Genomic DNA, 16,831 nt, shown 5'->3' with positions numbered 1-16,831 from the left:
TCACGGCCAGACCGGCATGCCCTCCAGCCCCGCGGTCTCGGGCAGGCCGCAGATCAGGTTCGCATTCTGCACCGCCTGGCCGGCCGCGCCCTTGCCGAGATTGTCGACCACGCCCATGGCGATCACCAGCTCGCGCGCCGGATCGGCGGCATAGCTGACGAAGGCGAGGTTCGAGCTGGTGGCCCATTTGGTCTGCGGCGGCCGGTCGGTCACGCGGAGGAAGGCCCGCCCGGCATAGAAGCGCCGGGCCGCCTCCAGGCACTGGTCCGTGGTGGCGCGACCGCGGCAGTAGATCGTGGCGAGCACGCCGCGGGTCATCGGCACCAGATGCGGCGTGAAGACCAGCCCGGCCGCGCTGCCGCCGCTCAGCCGCTCGATCGTCCGGGCCATCTCGGGCATGTGGACATGCCGGAGCAGGCCGTAGGGCACCAGAGTCTCGTTGCTCTCGGCATAGCCGAACCGGCTGTCGGCGCCGCCCCGGCCGGCGCCGGAGATGCCGGTCTTGGCGTCGATGACGATGTTGCCCGGCCCGACCAGCCCCTCGGCCAGCAGCGGCGCCAGCGCGGTCAGCGCCGCCGCGGGGAAGCAGCCGGGATTGGCGACGCGGCTCTGGCCCAGGATGCGCTCGGGCCAGATATCGGCCAGGCCATAGGCCCAGCCCTCGGCGTAGCGGTGGTCGCCGCCGATATCGACGATCTTCACCTCCCGCGGGACGCGCGCCAGCGCCGCGGCCGAGGCGCCGGTGGGCAGCGAGGCGAAGAGGAGGTCGAGCGGCGGCAGGGTTTCGGGGTTCCATGTCTCGATCACCAGCCCGGCCAGCCGGGCCGGCAGGCCGGGGAAGCGGTCCGCCAACCGGCTGCCGGCGCTGCTCTCGCCCGCGGCGTAGACCAGCTCGAAGGAGGGATGGCCGGCGACCAGGCGCAACGCCTCGCCGCCGCCGAAACCGCTGATGCCGACAATGCCGACGCGAATGCTCATGGGATGTCCCGATGCTGGGGTGAGTGGAGGATTCGGTGGAATCGCGCTGCCGGCGCGGCGGCTCAGGCCGCAGGCGGCCGGCTGGCGCCGTCCTTGGGCAGGGGCTTGCTCATATGGACGGCCATCCCGAACTGCGGATGCTCTTCCTCGCGGTCCACCCGGTAGCCGAGCCGGCCGTAGAGGCGCAGGTTCGCGGCAAAGCGACCGTGGGTGTACAGCCGCGCCTCGCCCAGGCCGCGCGACCGCGCGACCTCCTCGGCATGCGCCATCAGGGCGCGGCCATGGCCCTGGCCCTGGAAGGCGGGCGCGACGGCCAGGTTGACGATCAGCAGGTGGTCGGCCGCGGGCGCCATCTCGACCAGCGCGGCCAGGGTGCCGCCCAGTTCCAGCAGATCCACCAGATGGTCCCGGACGGCCGCGTCGTAATCCGCCGTCATCGGCCGTGGCTCGCGGCCGATCACCGGGACCCATTTGGCATAGGCCGCACGCGTCAATGCGCGGATGGCGGCGGCATCGGCGGGACCGGCGCGGCGAATCACGCCGCATGCGAGGCCGGGGCTCCTGGGGGCGTGGTCCTGCACGGCTGTTCTCCTGGCATGCGGGCAAAAGAAAACCCCCGGAGCCGAGGGCTGCGGGGGTTCGGGACGGCGGGCCGAGGCTGCTTCGGCGGGTGGGCCTATCGTGAGGCCATCACCACGCGGAAGGATGCTGATCGGCGCGCAGCCCAGGAAGCCGCCGCTTGGGTGCAGTGGCGTCGGCGTCGGTCACAAAGGGCCTGGATCCTGGGCATGTCCCGCAACACTGTCGCGCGCCCCATGCAACGTCAAGCGGCATGTCTGCCGCCCCTTCGGGCGTTTCCCCGAAAGGGCCGTCTTGCAGCGCCGATCGGAACCGTCGCTGCCCGTTGCCCTGCCGCGGCAGGCTGTGACGCAGCCTGGGCAGGCAGGGACTCACGGGGCCCCCACGAAGACGCGCAGCGGCTTCGTGGGGAATCCCTAGCCCCGGTAGTACAGCATCACCGTATGCGTCGCCTCGGCGAACATCAGCCAGCGCTCGATCAGCAGGCCGCCGAGGGCGAGCACGGCGCCGAGGCTCAGCGCCAGCGCGGCCGGCATGCCGCCGAGGAGGAGCGCCAGCAGCGCCAGCAGCACCGGCAGGGCGAAGCCCGCCCCCTGCGCGATGAGGCGGAGCTTCGCCGCGTGCTTGCGGGCGATGCGGAAGCCCATCTCGCGCAGCAGGTAGTTCTGCTCGGTATGCGGCGGCTCGAGCGGGCGGGTCTTGCCGATGAAGCCGAGCGTCGTCGCGCTCTCGATGGTGGCGATGGGCGGCGCCGTGTCGATCGCCTGCCAGTAGGCGCGCTTCAGCAGCAGCGCGCCGGCGCCGGTGAGGATGGCGAGCAGCGCCGGCACCGCGCCGCCGCCGGCGAAGGCGGCCAGCATCGCCAGCAGCACGGCGCCGCTGAAAGCCGAGAGCGCCAGGTAGCCGGGCACCACCAGCGGGTGGTGCCATTGGCGGATCGGCTTCAGCGAGGCGTAGATCATCGCCGTGCAATAGACGGTGGCGACGGCCCCGGCCGCGGCGAGCAGCCCGGCCGCGAGGGCGAGGGCCGGCGCATCGACCCAGAGGGCGAGGCCGAGCAGCAGGGCCGGGATGTAGGTGAGGATCGCCGCCACGCCCTCCCGCGACAGCCAGGAGGAGCGCCATTGCGAGACGGCGCGCCAGGCGCGCTGCGGGTTGCCGAGATGCAGCGTGGAGGAGAGCAGCCCGGCGGTGATCAGCAGCAGGGCGAGGGCCAGCGCGACGAGCCCCTGGCCGGGAACCAGGCCGAGCGGGCGCAGCAGGCCCAGCCAGAAGAGCAGCCCGTAGCCGGCGCCCGAGGCGGTGGTGAAGAAGACGATGGAGCCGGCCGGGTTCACGCCGCGGCCCTCCCGGCCGGTCGCGAGCAAGGCGTCATCGGCTGAGCACCCGGTCCATCCAGCGCAGCAGCGGGTTCTTGATCTCCGTCGGCGCCGCCTCCTCCGGCGTCGCCGCGAGGCTGCTGCGGTTGCGCGGCGGCAGGTAGCTGTTCACCGGCTGGTAGCCGAGCTCGGGCATCAGCGGCTGGCCGCCGCGCTCGCGCACCAGCTGGCCGACCGCGCTCTCCGGATCGCCGAGATCGCCGAAATGCCGCGCCTTGGTCGGGCAGGCCAGCACGCAGGCGGGCTGGCGCTGCGCCTCGGGGATGGTCTCGTTGTAGATGCGGTCGACGCAGAGGGTGCATTTCTTCATCACCCCCGCATCCTCGTCCATCTCCCGCGCCCCGTAGGGGCAGGCCCAGGCGCAGAGGCCGCAGCCGATGCAGGTGTCGTGGTCGACGAGGACGATGCCGTCCTCCGCCCGCTTGTAGCTCGCCCCGGTCGGGCAGACGGTGACGCAGGCGGCGTTCTCGCAATGCAGGCAGGAGCGGGGGAAATGCACCGTCCGCCCGGCGGCGCCCTCGCCGGCCTCGTAGCTGTGGACGCGGTTGAACCAGACGCCCTCGGCGCCTGCGGAATAGGGGCGCAGGTCCGGCAGCGGCGCGGAATGGCCGGAGGCGTTCCACTCCTTGCAGTTGGTGGCGCAGGCCTGGCAGCCGACGCAGGTGTCGAGGTCGATGACGAGGCCGAGCTTCTTCGCGCCCGGCACGGGCTGGGGCAGGCAGGTCATGCGCGGGGCTTCACCGAATAGCGCAGGATGTCGGGATTGGCCGGGGTGTGCGGCCTCTGGTGCGGCGCCGGGAAATGCGGCTCGGTCGGGCCCGCCTGCTCGGCGGCCTCGGCCTTCGTCACCCGCACCCGCAGGTCGTACCAGGCCGCCTGGCCGGTGACGGGGTCGGCATTGGCGGCGCGGAAGCCCTGCTGCGCCGGCAGCCATTCGCTGATGACGTGGTTGAGCAGGAAGCCGCGCAGCGCCTCCGGGCTGTCGGTGGAGAGGTCCCAGGCGCCGGGCCGCTTGCCGATGGCGTTCCAGGTCCAGACCGTGTCGGGGTTCACCCCCTCCATCACCGCGAGCTGGCATTTCAGCCGGCCGCTGCGGCTCTCCACCCAGACCCAGTCATCCTGGGCGAGGCCCATCGCCTCCGCCCGGCTGCGCGCCATGGTGAGCTTGTTGGCGCCGTGGATCTGCCGCAGCCAGGCATTCATCGAGCCCCAGGAATGGTACATCGCCATCGGCCGCTGGGTGACGGCGGAGAGCTCGAAGCGATCGAGATCGGCGCCCTGCTGCTCGAGCGGCGGGTACCAGATGGGCAGCGGGTCGCAATAGGTGCGCACCCGCTCGCGCAGCCGGTCAGGCGGCTGCCGCTCGCCATGGCCCTCGGCGGCGAGGCGGAATTTCTGCAAGGGCTCGGACCAGAGCTGCAGCACGATCTGCTCCGGCTTCGGGATGAAGCCCATCGCCCTGGCGCCGTCGAGATAGGCCTGGTTGGCGTGCTTGTACCATTCCTGCTCCGGCGGCAGGTGGTCGCGCCAGAAGCAGCCATTCTCGATGTAGCGCTGGAGCTGCTCCGGATTCGGCTCGCCGACGCCCTTCTTGCCGCCATCCGGCCCGCGGAAGCCGGCGAGCGGCCCGACACCCGGGCTGCGCTGGTGGTTCACGATGTAGTCCGGATAGTCCTTGAAGCGCGGCGAGCCGTCCTCCTTGACGAAGGCGGGCAGGCCGAGCCGGGCGCCGAGCTCGATCAGCACCTCCTGGAAGGGGCGCACGTTGCGGTCCGGCACGATCACCGGCTGGCGGATGGAATCGCCCGCGCCATGCGGGCTGCCGATCGGCCGGTCGAGCACCGAGATGCAGTCCCAGCGTTCCAGATAGGTGGTGTCGGGCAGGATCAGGTCGGCATAGGGCACGGTCTCGGAGAAATAGGCGTCCGAGTAGATGACATGCGGGATGACATACGCGCCGTCCTCCCGCGTCTCGGTCAGGATGCGGATCACCTCGCCCGGATTCATGGCGCTGTTCCAGGCCATGTTGGCCATGAACATGAACAGCGTGTCGATCGGATAGGGATCGCCCGCCCCGGCATTGCCGATGACGGTGTGCATCATCCCGTGCAGCGCCAGCGGCGCCTCCCAGGAGAAGGCCTTGTCGATGCGGATCGGGCTGCCGTCCTCCTCCACCAGCAGGTCGTCCGGCCCGTGCGGGAAGGAGAGCAGGTTGCCGACGAGCGGCGTGTTCGGCTTCGCCCCCTTGCCGGCCGGCGGCGGCCCGGGCGGGATCGGCCGCGGGAAGGGTGACTTGTAGCGCCAGGAGCCGGGGGTATCGACGGCGCCGAGCAGCATCTGCAGCAGGTGCAGCGCCCGGCAGGTGTGGAAGCCGTTGCTGTGCGCCGAGATGCCGCGCATGGCGTGGAAGGCGACCGGGCTGCCGGTGGTGGTCTCGTGCCGCCTGCCCCAGACATCGGTCCAGGGCTGGTCGAGCGTGATGGGGTGCTCGAAGGCCACCTCGGCGATCTCGGCGGCGATGCGGCGGATGCGCGCGGCCTCCAGCCCACAGCGTTCGGCCACCGCCTCCGGCGCGTATTGTGGATCGAGGTAGCGCTCGGCCAGCAGGTGGAAGACCGGCCGCGCGCGGCGCCCGTCCGGCAGGGTGTGGTCGCCAACCATCACCGCCGAGAGGTCGGCCGCCTTGGCCGGGATGGCGCCGCGCGCCCGATCCCAGGCCAGCGGCGTGCCCTCCTCGTCGCGGGCGAAGAGCCCGTCCTCCGGACCCCCTGGGTCCTGCACCACCAGCCAGGCGGCATTGGTGTAGCGGGCGAGGAAGTCGAGATCGACGCGGTCGGTGCGCAGCAGCTCATGCGCCAGCGCCAGCACGAACAGCCCGTCCGTGCCCGGGCGGATGCCGACCCATTCGTCGGCGATGGCCGAATAGCCGGTGCGCACCGGGTTGACCGAGACGAATTTCGCCCCGCGCGCCTTCACCCGCGACAGGCCGAGCTTGATCGGGTTGCTGTCATGGTCCTCGGCGACGCCGAACATCAGCACGTATTTCGCGCGGTCCCAGTCCGGCTCGCCGAACTCCCAGAAGCTGCCGCCGATGGAATAGAGGCCGCCGGCCGCCATGTTGACCGAGCAGAAGCCGCCATGCGCGGCGAAATTCGGCGTGCCGAATTGCGCCGCCCAGAAGCCGGTCAGGCTCTGGCTCTGGTCGCGGCCGGTGAAGAAGGCGAGGCGGCGCGGATCCGTCTCGCGGATCGGACGCAGCCAGCCCGTCGCGATCTCCATCGCCTCGGGCCAGGAGATTTCCCGGAACTCGCCCGAGCCGCGCTCGCCGACGCGCAGCAAGGGGCTGCTCAGCCGCGCCGGGGCGTATTGCGTCATGATCCCGGCGCTGCCCTTGCCGCAGATGACGCCGCGATTCACCGGATGGTCCGGATTGCCCTCGATGTAGCGGATCCGCCCGTCCTTCAGGTGGACGCGGATGCCGCAGCGGCAGGCGCACATGTAGCAGGTGGTGGTCTTGACCGTATCGCCGACGGGAACGGAGTAGTCGACGCGTGGATCGGACCGGGGATTGGGCTGTGGATCGGGCAATGGCTGGGCGCGCACAGGCGCCGGCGCTTCCGGCATCGGTTGGCGTATTCCCCGTGGACTTCCGCTTGCAGTTAGGCACGCTCGGGTGGTGCGGGCAAATCAGCGTCCGGCCCGGATTTTCACGATGAACGGGGAGGGGATGATGAAAAAATCACTGAAGCAGATGGTCCGATCCGGCGAGCTGGCGGCGGGCACCTTCCTGGTCGAATTCGTCACCCCCGGCATCGGTCATATCCTCGCCGGCGCGGGCTGCGACTTCGCCTTCCTCGACATGGAGCATAGCGGCTTCTCGGAGGAGACGGTGAAGGCCGGGCTGCGCTTCCTGGAAGCGGGCGGCATCCCGACCCTGGTGCGCATCCCCTCGCGCGAGGCGCATGACGTGGCGCGCATCGCCGATATCGGCGCCGAGGGGGTGATGCTGCCGCTGGTGGGCAGCCTGGAGGTGGCGCGGGCCGCCGTCGCGGCGCTGAAGTATCCGCCGCTCGGCCGGCGCGGCGTGGCGCTGCGCATCGCGCACGACAATTACCGCGCCGCGCCGCCGGCCGAGGCGCTGGCCACAGCGAACGAGCGCACGGTGCTGATCCTGATGATCGAGACGGCGGAGGGGGTGGAGCAGGCCGAGGCGATCGCGGCGCTGGAGGGGGTGGATGCGCTCTGGGTCGGGCATTTCGACCTCTCCGCCTCGCTCGGCATCCCGGGGGAGTTCGAGCATCCGAGGTTCCGGGAGGCGACCCAGAGGATCTGCGCCGCGGCGAAGAAGCACGGCAAGGGGCTGGGGCGGCTGGTGACGGGGGAGGCGGAGGCGCGGCAGGCGGTGGCGGATGGGTTCCGGCTGATCGCCTGGGGTGGGGATGCGTGGTTGTTGCAGGAGGCGGTGGCGGCGGGGGTGAGGGTGGTAAAGAACCTGCTGTGCCCGAGCGCATCCGATGGATGCCGATAGGCTGGCGGGCCCTTCTCGAGACCCGGTTGGGCACGTCTCTGGCGCCGCAGCCAGGCCGAGCGATCCAGCCTGTGGCGATCTATTCGGCCAACCGCCATCGACGTCAAGCGGACGGCTTGTGCGCATGATCGTTGTGCAATCGAACATGTCGGCTCTTGCGCTGAATGGCGGATTGTCTTGGGATTCGTAGAGCAGCCTGATGGCCGACCAAGCGCGAAAGCGGCGGGACGCGCCTTTGGGCAGTGGGCTTCCTCCAGACTTCCTTGCTGCGCCGAATTAGAAATAAAATACTGGGAAATTGCTCCGAGGAGATCCCATGCAACGGGTAGCCGCCTACATCTTGGAGCGTGTCGAGCATCTTCAGGATCCCGAAGCCAGGAAAGCTGAGGGTGACCGCATTCGCAGCGTGATAGAGGAATGGCTCAAGGGAAAAGGCGCGACATCGGTAGATGGGGCGGGCACTTACGTTGCAATTGATGGCAGCGATGCGAGATTTCGCGTCGAATCCGTCGTCGATGGCGAGCGCTCATGGAGAACGTTCGAACTCTCCGAAGTGACGACCGAAGGGCGCAAATTCGTTACGACATTCTCAGTCATCGTCGGAAGGACGAAAGTTTTCGTCTTTGCGACCTTGGAAGTCGGGACGGTGGCAACGCTGATCACGCGCATCGACGTTGATCCGAGATGTCCCAAGGTCGTCCGTGACCTCCTCGCGCAGCCGGGCCGCTGGAACCACGGGGCATCACGTCTCCAACCGCTATCGATGGTGGATGGCTTCGAGGCTGGCGAGGCTCTTGCGCAGGAGCTTCAGGACACGGATCGCGCCATCCCATTCGTCGTCGTGTCGCGGGTTCAAGGGCAAACAGCGCTGCCCAGCCTCGACAGGAAACTCGCGCGCGACCTCGCGGGCGTCGCCAACGTCTACAGCATTGATGAACCTGCTTCCTGGGCCCTCACCGACCTCTTGCGAAGGTCACTTTCCACCTATGGGGGAGGCATTCGGATATACTGGCCGCGTCTTTCCTTGAATGATAATCGGTTCCGGCATCAGCTTTGGACCGCAGCGAGATTGCAGGGCATCGAGGCCGACAGGCGCACGGCAGCCGAGCGGATACGGCGGCAGCTACGCACGATCATCTTCCAGGCATCGGCCGCGAGCGTGGTTCGTCCGAGCGAAATCGATGACATCCGGGGAGCATCCGCGCGGTCGGAGTACGCGGCGCTGCGGGCAAAGGCGGACGAGCTTGAAGATCTGAAGACGAAAGCAAGGTCCCTTGAAGAATTCCAAGAGATCGTAGCATTATACTCAGCTGACAATAAGAAGCTCAGAGGCGAATTGGCTTCGCGTGACGCGGACCTGGATGGGCTGCGTGAAGAGGTCCGACGGCTGGAATCCGACAAGCAGGCGCTGATCTTCAGACTCGGCCAAGCGAAAGCGCCGACGGATGACGTCATGGAGATCGAAGCCGACGCGCCGGAACTCGACGAAGCAGATCAACCGCCGATAGCCGGTGAGATGCGCTTTTATAAGAAGACTCACTCGAAGCCTGCCTATGATATTCTCATTCGCGTGGGCGATTGCGGCCACAATGCATGGCAGAACGCAGCAAAGGCCGACAAGGCCAAGAAGGGGCTGGCGCGGCTATTGGGTGGGCATCGAGAATGGAGGAACCTTCACCATTGTGCGTCATGTACAGGCGGCGGAGTGTGGCGAGTTCAGTGGTAGTCGAGTTTCCACTTGCGAAATGCACACATGGCCCGTTTCTCGGGGCAACTCTGCGCGCACGCTTTCTACAAAAGTAGCTATGAAAGCCGTCTACAGCGGATTGCGTTCGAGACTGAACGCTGCCCCGCTCTTGGCGCGGAACTTCCAGAAAAGTTGGCACAAATGGATATCGGCAATCGACATGCCTCCACCGACCGCCCAGGCACGGCCGTCCAGCCGCCGCTCGACGCGCCTGTAGACCGCACGGGCCACCTCGATCCCCTGCCGCCGCGCGGGGTGGACCGTCGCGGCGAGGAACGACATCCAGGCGACGACCTGCGCTTCCGCTTCGACATCCGCCTCCGGTAGAAGGCGCGCGGCTGGAAAGCGCTTCGCAAGGTAGAACAGGATGCCGGCGACCTCGGTCAGCGGGCGGCCCTCGACAAGCAAGGTCGGCACCTTGCCTTCGGGGTTGATCGCCAGATAGTCGGGGCTGCGATTCTCACGCCGCGCGAAGGACAGGGCGCGGATCTCGAACCGCGCATCCACTTCGCGCAGCGCGATATGCGGGGCCATCGAGCTTGATCCGGGGGCAAGATAGAGAGTCAGCATCAAGATGCTCCTCCGGTATCATGGGGTCCGTCAGCCCTCCCCCAGCCAATCCTCCGCCCGCAGCCCGTCCACCCGGCGGAACTCCCCGAGATTGCCGGTGATGACGACGAGGCCGCGGCTGCGGGCATGGCCGGCGATCAGCAGGTCATAGGGGCCGATGATCCGGCCCTGCCGCTCCAGCACGGCGGTGATCTCGCCGGCATGCGCCGCGGCCGCCTCGTCGAAGGGCAGGACGGCGAGGCGGGAGGCGAAGCCCTCCACCTCTCGCCGGTTCTCCGCGGGGCGGCCGGATTTGGCGGCGCCGTGCAATAGCTCCGTCAGCGTGATGGTGGAGATGCACAGCGTCTCCGCCTCGGCATTGAAGCGCGACCGCAGCCCGGGCGGCCGGTCGCGCAGCACGCGGATGCAGAGATTGGTGGCCAGCATGTGCCGGAGCATCAGAAGCGCTCGCGCACCTCGTGCGGCGGCTGCGCGCGCTCGGGCAGGTCGATGCCCGGCGCGTCGAAGAATTCATCCCAAAGCGCGTCGGCCGGCAGGATGAGACGCCCCCGGCCGTCACGGATCACCGCCACCTCCTGCACGCCGGGCGGGAAGGCGACGTCCTTCGGCAGCCGGACGGCCTGTGATCGGTTGTTCTGGAACAGCCGGGTCCGGGTCATGCTGGGAGCGTCCTGCATGGGATATACATATAGCATATCCCACGCGTTCCAACCACTCCCTACCGCGCCGCCAGATTCCCCAACCGCCCGGCCATCATCCCCGCATCGATCACCAGCTCCGACCCGGTGATGTACTGCGAGGCATCCGAGGCCAGGAACAGCACGCCATCGGCGATGTCCTGCGGCGTGCCGAGCTTGCCCGTCGGCACCCCCGCCGCCGCCACCGCCTGCGGGTCGATCGGCGCATTGGCCCGCGCATCCTGCGCGCCCACCGGCATCTTCTCCCAGATCTCGGTGGCGATGATGCCGGGATGGACGCTGTTGCAGCGGATGTTGTCGCGCGCCCCGGCGCATTCCAGCGCCACCGACTTGGCGAACAGCCGCACCGCCCCCTTGGTCGCCGAATAGCCCGCCAGCCCGGCCGAGCCGCGCAGCCCCGCGACCGAGGAGATCATGACGATCGACCCACCCTCGCCGGATTTCCGCATCAGCGGGATGCCGTATTTGGCCGTGAGGAACACGCCGTCCACGTTCACCGCCATCTGCTTGCGCCAGTCGGCCAGCGACATGCCGGTGACGGTGCTGATGATGGCGATGCCGGCATTGGCGACGAGGATGTCGAGCCGGCCGTAGCGCCGCTCCACCTCGCCGATGATCTCCGGCCAGCGCGTCTCCTCCGTCACGTCCTGGTGCAGGTAGAGCGCCTCGCCCCCCTTGCCGCGGATGCCGGCGGCCACCTCCTCGCCGCGGCGGTCGTCAAGATCGGTGAGGACCACCCGCGCCCCCTCCCGCCCGAGCGTCGTGGCGATGGCGGCGCCGATGCCCGCCGCCGCGCCGGTGACGAGTGCGACCTTGCCCTGGACCTGGCCCATGCGTTCCCTCCTGCGTCTTCTGCGCGGGAAGGCTAGCCCCGGCGCGCGCCGACGCAAACCGGCGGCGCGTCGGCGTCCTGGTCGCGACGCCCCGCGGACGCCGCTAGAGCAGATCCCGTTCGAGTGGACACACTCGAACGGGTTAAGATGCTCTGAAAACAACAGGATAGAGCATTTGCCGTGAACGCAGGTGAACGGAAAATGCTCTATCGCCGTCGCGGCGACGCCCGCAGCGCCCCGGCCAGCAGCTCCGCGCCGAGCAGCAGGCCGAGCCCGCCGAGCGCGATCCCGCCGAGGCTCGGCCCGCGCACATGCCAGACCGGCTTGCCGCTGCGCGTGCCGGTGCCGGTCGGCACCGGGCGGGCCACCGCGCCCTCGCTCTGCCCGTCCGGCCGGGCGCGGCGGAGCGCGCCGCGCATGGCCGCGCCGACGCCGCGCTCGGTCAGCCCCGGCGCGAGGCCGTAGGCGAGGCGCGCCGCGCTCGCCGGCAGGCCCACCGCCACCTCGGCCCGCGGGCGCCGCGCCAGCCCGACCACCACCTCCGCCACCGCCTCGGGGGTGAGGAAGGGGCCAGGCGGGTCGATCGCCCGGCCGGAGTAATTCGCCCCATGCGCCAGGCCGGGCGTGTCCACCAGCGCCGGGAAGACGCCGCAGACATGGATGTCCGGGAAGCGCGCCAGCTCCTGCCGCAGGCTCGCGCTGAAGCCGCGGATGCCGTACTTGCTCGCGGCATAGGTGGCGGCGAAGGGGGTGGGCGACCAGCCACCCATGGAGACCATGTTCACCAGCACGCCGCGGCGCTGGCGCAGGAAGTGGGGCAGCACGGCATAGGCGCCGTGCAGCACGCCGAACAGGTTGGTCTCGACCACCCGCTTCTGCAGCGCGAGCGGCGCCTCCCAATAGGGACCGATGACGCCGGTGCCGACATTGCTGAACCAGACATCGATGCGGCCATGCGCGGCGATGGCGGCCTCGGCCAGGGCCTGCACGGCGGCCGCATCGGTCACGTCGGTCGGCACCGCCAGCGCCGCGGCGCCGAGCTGGCGGCACTCCGCCGCCACCGCCTCCAGCGCCTCCGGCCGCCGGGCGGCGAGCACCAGCCGGGCACCGGCGCGGGCGAAGGCGAGCGCGCTGGCCTTGCCGATGCCGGAGGAGGCGCCGGCGATGACAACGACGGCGTCGGCGAGGCTGGGCATGGGGCTGCGTCCGCGAAAGGTTCAGCCCGCAACAAGGCGCGCCGCGGGGTCAGGTTCCGCCCTGATCCGCCTCGGCAAAGGGCGGCTGCAGCCAGAGCGGGTCCTTCACCTTCTTCAGGAAGGCGGCGTGCGCCGCGATCTCCTCCGCGCTCGGCCGGATCGGCCGCGGCGCCCGCTCCCGCGCCAGCCCGCCGAGCGAGACCGCCGGCGCCGCGATCTGCGCCGCCAGCGCGAAGCCGGGCTGCTTGCCGCCCATCAGCTCCAGATAGACCTGCGCCAGCAGCTTCACGTCGAGCAGCGCGTTGTGGCTGGTGCGCATGGAGTTGTCGACGCCGAGCCGCCGGCACAGCGCATCCAGGCTGTTCGGCAGGCCGGGGAAGCGCTTCTTGGCGACGGCCAGGCTGTCCACCATCCGCGCCCGGTCGAGCGCCGGATGGCCGGCGCGCCGCAGCTCGGCATCGAGGAAGCCGAAATCGAAGGGCGCGTTGTGCGCGATGATGGGCGCATCGCCGAGGAAGCCGAGGAACGCTTCCGCCACCTCGGCGAATTTCGGCTTTCCCGCCAGGTCGGCGGCGGTGAAGCCATGCACCCGCGTGCTCTCCTCCGGCACGTCGCGCTCGGGGTCGAGCAGCGTGTGGTAGTGCCGGCCGGTCGGCACCAGGTTGACGATCTCGATCGCCGCGATCTCGATCACCCGGTCGCCCGTCGCCGGGTCGAGGCCGGTGGTCTCGGTATCGAGCACGAGCTGCCTCATGGTGAGCATCCCTCGAAAAGCCCGTCTTCGGCGCGACCCGCGCCGCCCATCCGGGCGCTCGGCCCCGCGGGCCGTGGGCCAGGCTTCCGTGCGGCCTGCCTCATGCGCCGCGGATCTCCCGGACGAGCCGGCGGATCGCCCGCTGCGCCGCATGGCGTGACAGGCCGGTATGGACGAGATGATCGGCCCGGCGCCGCTTCTCCCGGTCCGGCACCTGCCGCCCCAGGATGTAGCGCAGCCGCTCCTCCGTCATGCCGGGCCGGCGCAGCACCCGGTAACGCTGCACCGCGGCCGGCGCGGTGACGACGACGACGCGGTCGCACCGCCCCTGCCCACCCGTCTCGAACAGCAGCGGGATGTCGAGCACCACCAGCCGCTCGCCGCGCCGCCGCGCCGCGGCGAGGAAGCGCCGCTCGGCATCGCGCACCAGCGGATGCACGATCCGCTCCAGCCGCCGCAGCGCCTCCGGATGGCCGAGCACGGCGCGGCGCAGCGCCTCCCGGTCCACCCGCCGGCCGCCCGGCCCCTCCGTCACCGTGCCGGGAAAGGCGGCGGCGATGGGCGCGACGGCCCGGCCGCCCGGCCCCTGCAGCGCATGCACCGCCGCATCCGCATCGAAGACCGGCACATGCAGCCGGCGAAAGCTGGCGGCGGCGGTGGACTTGCCCATGCCGATGCCGCCGGTGAGGCCGATCAGCTTCATCCCTGCGACTGGCGGAGCGGGATATCGCCGCCCACCACGTCCCGCAGCTCGTCATCCACCGCCGGCGTCACCCCGAACCAGGCCGCGAAGCCCGGCCGCGCCTGATGCAGCAGCATCCCGAGCCCCTCCACCACGGCGAGGCCCCGCGCCCGCGCCGCGGCCAGCAACGCCGTCTCCCGCGGCACGTAGACGATATCGGCCACCACCGCCCGCGCCGGCAGCGGCGCCAGGTCGATCGCCGGTCCCGGCTGCCCCGGCATGCCGAGCGAGGTGGTGTTCACCAGCATCGCCGCCCCCTCGAGCGGCGGCCGGTCGGCGACCGCGACCGGCCCGCCCAGCGCCCGCGCCAGCGCCTCCGCCCGCGCCGGGGTGCGGTTGACCAGCGTGACGCGCGGGCAGCCGGCATCCAGCAGCGCCGCCGCCACCGCCCGCGCCGAGCCGCCGGCGCCGAGGATCACCACCGGCCCCGCCGCCGCCCGCCAGCCCGGCGCCGCCTCGGCGCAATTCGCCAGGAAGCCCCAGCCATCGGTGTTCGAGCCCTCGATCATGCCGTCGCGGAAGACCAGCGTGTTCACCGCCCCCGCCCGGTGCGCCGTGGCATCCACCCGGTCGCAGACCGCGAAGGCGGCTTCCTTGTGCGGGATGGTGACGTTGGCGCCGCGGAAGCCGAGATCGGCCAGCGCCCGGACCGAGTCGGCGAAGCGCTCCGGCCGCACCGGCAGGGGCAGATAGGCGCCGTCGATCCCGTGCCGGCGCAGCCAGAGCCCGTGCAGCCGCGGCGAGCGGGAATGGTCGACGGGCCAGCCGAGGATGCCGGCGGTGCGGGCATGGCCCGAGAGAAGGTGCATGGGCGTTTACAAACCGTGGCGGCGCGATGCGGTCAATGGGGAGGAGCGGGGCGCCGCCCCGCACCCCGCGAAGGGGGCGGAGCCCCCTATCGGTGATCCCCACGACACCGCTGCGCGGCGTCGCGGGGGCCCCGGTTCATCGCCATGGGACACAGAGCCGTCACAGCCCGCCGAGGCCAAGCCTCGGCCGGGCACCGGGCAGGGGCAGGGTGCGGCAGCCGGGCCCGGAGCCGCGCTGCCGGGCAATGCCGGTCATTGTCGGGAAGGGAGCGGGGGGTAGGGGAGGGGCATGTCCGTGTCAGACGCCACCCTCGCCGCGGCCCGCGATGTCGGGCGGGACTGGATCGAGGCCGCCTACTACGCCGAGGCCGAAGCCGCCGCCGAGGCGCAGTGGCAGGGCATCATCCTGCCCTTCCTGCGGATCGAGGCGACGGGGATCGACCTCGCCGCCACCATGGACCTCGCCGCCGGCCACGGCCGCCACGCGGCGCGGTTGCTGCCGCTGGCCGGCCATCTCCACATCGTCGATCTCCACGCGGGCAACCTGGATGCCTGCCGCCGCCGCTTCGGCAGCGACCCGCGCATCGCCTACAGCCCGACCGATGGCTGCACCCTGCCGGTGCCGGACGCCTCGCTCAGCTTCCTCTTCTGCTTCGACGCCATGGTGCATTTCGACAGCGACGTGGTGCGCGCCTATCTGCGCGAGACAAGCCGGGCGCTGCGCCCCGGCGGCCACGCCTTCCTGCACCATTCCAACGAGCACCGCTTCCCGACGCGCGACTTCCGGCAACACCCGCACTGGCGGAACTTCCTCAGCCTCGGCCTGATGGCGCATTACGCGGCGAAGGAGGGGCTGGCGGTGGTGCGGCAGCAGGCGCTGGACTGGAACCACGATGGGAGTGACATCGACGGGCTGACGTTGTTGCGGCGGGGGTAAGGCCCGCCTACCGCCAGGAGCCGTCATCGCGCGGCAGGCGGGCATGGTCGTCGATCACCTCGACCCGGTGCGGCGCCGACCGACCCCAGCGCCAGAAGACGCAATTGGCGTCCATCGGCCCGGCGCCGCGGGCGAAGCTCGGCACAATGATCGCGGCGATGCCCGCCGCCTGCAGCCGCGCCGCCACCGCCCAGCTCGGCACCGGCAGGCCGCGATCCGCCAGGTCCTCCCAGGCGCAGGCGAGGTCGGCCGGCGCGATGCCCTGCCCGGCCAGCACCGCCGCCTCCCGCAGGTCCAGCACATCGGCGCAATCCACCCGATAGGCGCAAAGCGTCATCGGCTGGGCCTTGTAGGCGAAGCCCTGCTGCGCCTCGAGCCAGGCGGTCTCCAGCCGGAGGGAGGTGTAGAGGGCGGGCTGGCCGATGCGGTTGAAGCGGCCGCCATGCAGCGCCGCGCCTTCGCCGGACTCCGGCGACCAGGCCCAGCGGGGATGATGCGCGCGGAAGACGGTGGCCCGCAGCCTCACCCATACCCGCCGGCGGCGATGCGGCTGACATGGCGCTTCACCGCCTCCGCCCGGCCCTGCTTCACCAGATCCTCCGCCGTCAGGTCGCCGAAGGAGGGGAGGGGGGCGGAGCGGTACCAGGCGAAGGCCGCTTCGTCGCTGCCGGCCCAGGGGCGGATGCGGTTCAGGATCTCGATCGCATCGCGCAGCCGCGCCTGGGTCTTCGGCGCCTGCAGGCGGCTCTGCTTGGTGACGGCATCCTTGGAGAGGCCGAGCGCGGCGGCGAGCTGCAGGCGGGTGACGCGCAGCCGGCCGGAGAGCCGGTCCGGCTGGACGGTGCCATCGGGCTCGAAGACCTCGGAGAGGAGGTCCAGGGCGGCGCTGGCCATGGGGTGGGTGCCTCCTGGGATGCCTGAGTTTAGGGGTAAAATAGGAGGCGGCAGGGTGGGGGGCAAGGGGTGTGGTAAGTGGGGTTACGCGGCCACAAAGGCCGAGCTAGAATATTTCAATGCAAATCAGGCACTATTTGTAGAATTTTTCTGTGGAATAATTTCAGAAACATAAGGATACTATTTT

General features: G+C 70.5%; 18 protein-coding genes. 3 read left to right on the top strand and 15 right to left on the bottom strand.

What is annotated here, in order from left to right; translation table 11 throughout:
• The 5 genes from argC to HJG45_RS24095 all read right to left on the bottom strand — a co-directional run bounded on the left by argC (position 1) and on the right by HJG45_RS24095 (position 6,560).
• Positions 1-978, bottom strand: coding sequence for an N-acetyl-gamma-glutamyl-phosphate reductase (argC, locus tag HJG45_RS24115; RefSeq protein WP_171615893.1), 978 nt, complete (start codon positions 976-978; stop codon positions 1-3).
• A 62-nt stretch (positions 979-1,040) separates the two neighbouring features.
• Complete coding sequence (locus HJG45_RS24110; RefSeq protein ID WP_368040667.1) at positions 1,041-1,559, bottom strand: GNAT family N-acetyltransferase; 519 nt, start codon at positions 1,557-1,559, stop codon at positions 1,041-1,043.
• A 414-nt stretch (positions 1,560-1,973) separates the two neighbouring features.
• Positions 1,974-2,924 (bottom strand): DmsC/YnfH family molybdoenzyme membrane anchor subunit, encoded by a 951-nt coding sequence (locus tag HJG45_RS24105; RefSeq protein ID WP_174890552.1) that lies wholly within the window; start codon positions 2,922-2,924, stop codon positions 1,974-1,976.
• Positions 2,925-2,928: 4 nt separating this feature from the next.
• A complete protein-coding gene (locus tag HJG45_RS24100; RefSeq protein WP_171615891.1) occupies positions 2,929-3,663 on the bottom strand; it encodes a 4Fe-4S dicluster domain-containing protein in 735 nt (244 codons plus the stop codon).
• Positions 3,660-6,560: a molybdopterin oxidoreductase family protein gene (locus HJG45_RS24095; RefSeq protein ID WP_171615889.1), complete on the bottom strand. Its 2,901-nt coding sequence runs from the start codon at positions 6,558-6,560 to the stop codon at positions 3,660-3,662. The genes HJG45_RS24100 and HJG45_RS24095 overlap by 4 nt, the downstream gene beginning before the upstream one ends.
• Positions 6,561-6,666: 106 nt before the next feature.
• Here HJG45_RS24095 and HJG45_RS24090 point away from each other — a divergent pair, with 106 nt between their 5' ends.
• Positions 6,667-7,464, top strand: coding sequence for an HpcH/HpaI aldolase/citrate lyase family protein (locus tag HJG45_RS24090; protein ID WP_217363026.1), 798 nt, complete (start codon positions 6,667-6,669; stop codon positions 7,462-7,464).
• Between the two features lie 316 nt (positions 7,465-7,780).
• The gene (locus HJG45_RS24085) at positions 7,781-9,190 is read left to right on the top strand and encodes a hypothetical protein (protein ID WP_171615887.1); all 1,410 of its coding nucleotides are present in this window, start codon (positions 7,781-7,783) and stop codon (positions 9,188-9,190) included.
• 90 nt (positions 9,191-9,280) lie between these two features.
• Here the strand turns inward: HJG45_RS24085 and HJG45_RS24080 are convergent, their stop codons facing one another.
• The 8 genes from HJG45_RS24080 to HJG45_RS24045 all read right to left on the bottom strand — a co-directional run bounded on the left by HJG45_RS24080 (position 9,281) and on the right by HJG45_RS24045 (position 14,813).
• The gene (locus tag HJG45_RS24080; RefSeq protein WP_171615886.1) at positions 9,281-9,781 is read right to left on the bottom strand and encodes a glutathione S-transferase family protein; all 501 of its coding nucleotides are present in this window, start codon (positions 9,779-9,781) and stop codon (positions 9,281-9,283) included.
• Positions 9,782-9,811: 30 nt separating this feature from the next.
• Complete coding sequence (gene vapC, locus HJG45_RS24075) at positions 9,812-10,219, bottom strand: tRNA(fMet)-specific endonuclease VapC (RefSeq protein ID WP_171615885.1); 408 nt, start codon at positions 10,217-10,219, stop codon at positions 9,812-9,814.
• Positions 10,219-10,440: a type II toxin-antitoxin system VapB family antitoxin gene (gene vapB / locus HJG45_RS24070; protein ID WP_171615884.1), complete on the bottom strand. Its 222-nt coding sequence runs from the start codon at positions 10,438-10,440 to the stop codon at positions 10,219-10,221. Before vapB ends, vapC begins: the two co-directional genes overlap by 1 nt.
• A gap of 59 nt (positions 10,441-10,499) precedes the next feature.
• Entirely contained in the window at positions 10,500-11,312 is an 813-nt protein-coding gene (locus HJG45_RS24065) for a glucose 1-dehydrogenase (RefSeq protein WP_171615883.1), read from the bottom strand.
• Positions 11,313-11,518: 206 nt separating this feature from the next.
• The gene (locus HJG45_RS24060; RefSeq protein WP_171615882.1) at positions 11,519-12,508 is read right to left on the bottom strand and encodes an SDR family oxidoreductase; all 990 of its coding nucleotides are present in this window, start codon (positions 12,506-12,508) and stop codon (positions 11,519-11,521) included.
• A gap of 49 nt (positions 12,509-12,557) precedes the next feature.
• Positions 12,558-13,262: a DNA polymerase III subunit epsilon gene (dnaQ, locus tag HJG45_RS24055; protein ID WP_171615881.1), complete on the bottom strand. Its 705-nt coding sequence runs from the start codon at positions 13,260-13,262 to the stop codon at positions 12,558-12,560.
• Positions 13,263-13,362: 100 nt separating this feature from the next.
• Complete coding sequence (gene coaE / locus HJG45_RS24050; protein WP_171615880.1) at positions 13,363-13,965, bottom strand: dephospho-CoA kinase; 603 nt, start codon at positions 13,963-13,965, stop codon at positions 13,363-13,365.
• Positions 13,962-14,813, bottom strand: coding sequence for a shikimate dehydrogenase (locus HJG45_RS24045; RefSeq protein ID WP_171615878.1), 852 nt, complete (start codon positions 14,811-14,813; stop codon positions 13,962-13,964). Before HJG45_RS24045 ends, coaE begins: the two co-directional genes overlap by 4 nt.
• Positions 14,814-15,108: 295 nt before the next feature.
• On the opposite strand from HJG45_RS24045, the gene HJG45_RS24040 reads away from it, so the two are divergent.
• A complete protein-coding gene (locus tag HJG45_RS24040; protein WP_171615876.1) occupies positions 15,109-15,750 on the top strand; it encodes a class I SAM-dependent methyltransferase in 642 nt (213 codons plus the stop codon).
• 7 nt (positions 15,751-15,757) lie between these two features.
• Here HJG45_RS24040 and HJG45_RS24035 read toward each other — a convergent pair whose 3' ends face one another.
• Positions 15,758-16,276, bottom strand: a complete 519-nt coding sequence (locus tag HJG45_RS24035; protein WP_171615874.1) for an RES domain-containing protein — start codon at positions 16,274-16,276, stop codon at positions 15,758-15,760.
• Positions 16,273-16,644: an antitoxin Xre/MbcA/ParS toxin-binding domain-containing protein gene (locus HJG45_RS24030; protein WP_171615872.1), complete on the bottom strand. Its 372-nt coding sequence runs from the start codon at positions 16,642-16,644 to the stop codon at positions 16,273-16,275. The genes HJG45_RS24035 and HJG45_RS24030 overlap by 4 nt, the downstream gene beginning before the upstream one ends.
• Positions 16,645-16,831 lie beyond the last annotated feature (187 nt).

This window comes from Roseicella sp. DB1501 (assembly GCF_013112485.1).
Taxonomy (GTDB): Bacteria; Pseudomonadota; Alphaproteobacteria; order Acetobacterales; family Acetobacteraceae; genus Paracraurococcus.
This window is presented reverse-complemented; position numbering and strand designations above follow the sequence as displayed.

Excerpts from the sequence above, each read along its gene's own strand:
- argC (WP_171615893.1), bottom strand. The coding sequence starts at position 978 with ATGAGCATTCGCGTCGGCATTGTCGGCATCAGCGGTTTCGGCGGCGGC.
- HJG45_RS24100 (WP_171615891.1), bottom strand. The coding sequence starts at position 3,663 with ATGACCTGCCTGCCCCAGCCCGTGCCGGGCGCGAAGAAGCTCGGCCTC.
- HJG45_RS24095 (WP_171615889.1), bottom strand. The coding sequence starts at position 6,560 with ATGCCGGAAGCGCCGGCGCCTGTGCGCGCCCAGCCATTGCCCGATCCA.
- HJG45_RS24090 (WP_217363026.1), top strand. The coding sequence starts at position 6,667 with ATGAAAAAATCACTGAAGCAGATGGTCCGATCCGGCGAGCTGGCGGCG.
- HJG45_RS24085 (WP_171615887.1), top strand. The coding sequence starts at position 7,781 with ATGCAACGGGTAGCCGCCTACATCTTGGAGCGTGTCGAGCATCTTCAG.
- HJG45_RS24080 (WP_171615886.1), bottom strand. The coding sequence starts at position 9,781 with ATGCTGACTCTCTATCTTGCCCCCGGATCAAGCTCGATGGCCCCGCAT.
- vapC (WP_171615885.1), bottom strand. The coding sequence starts at position 10,219 with ATGCTCCGGCACATGCTGGCCACCAATCTCTGCATCCGCGTGCTGCGC.
- vapB (WP_171615884.1), bottom strand. The coding sequence starts at position 10,440 with ATGACCCGGACCCGGCTGTTCCAGAACAACCGATCACAGGCCGTCCGG.
- HJG45_RS24065 (WP_171615883.1), bottom strand. The coding sequence starts at position 11,312 with ATGGGCCAGGTCCAGGGCAAGGTCGCACTCGTCACCGGCGCGGCGGCG.
- HJG45_RS24060 (WP_171615882.1), bottom strand. The coding sequence starts at position 12,508 with ATGCCCAGCCTCGCCGACGCCGTCGTTGTCATCGCCGGCGCCTCCTCC.
- dnaQ (WP_171615881.1), bottom strand. The coding sequence starts at position 13,262 with ATGAGGCAGCTCGTGCTCGATACCGAGACCACCGGCCTCGACCCGGCG.
- coaE (WP_171615880.1), bottom strand. The coding sequence starts at position 13,965 with ATGAAGCTGATCGGCCTCACCGGCGGCATCGGCATGGGCAAGTCCACC.
- HJG45_RS24045 (WP_171615878.1), bottom strand. The coding sequence starts at position 14,813 with ATGCACCTTCTCTCGGGCCATGCCCGCACCGCCGGCATCCTCGGCTGG.
- HJG45_RS24030 (WP_171615872.1), bottom strand. The coding sequence starts at position 16,644 with ATGGCCAGCGCCGCCCTGGACCTCCTCTCCGAGGTCTTCGAGCCCGAT.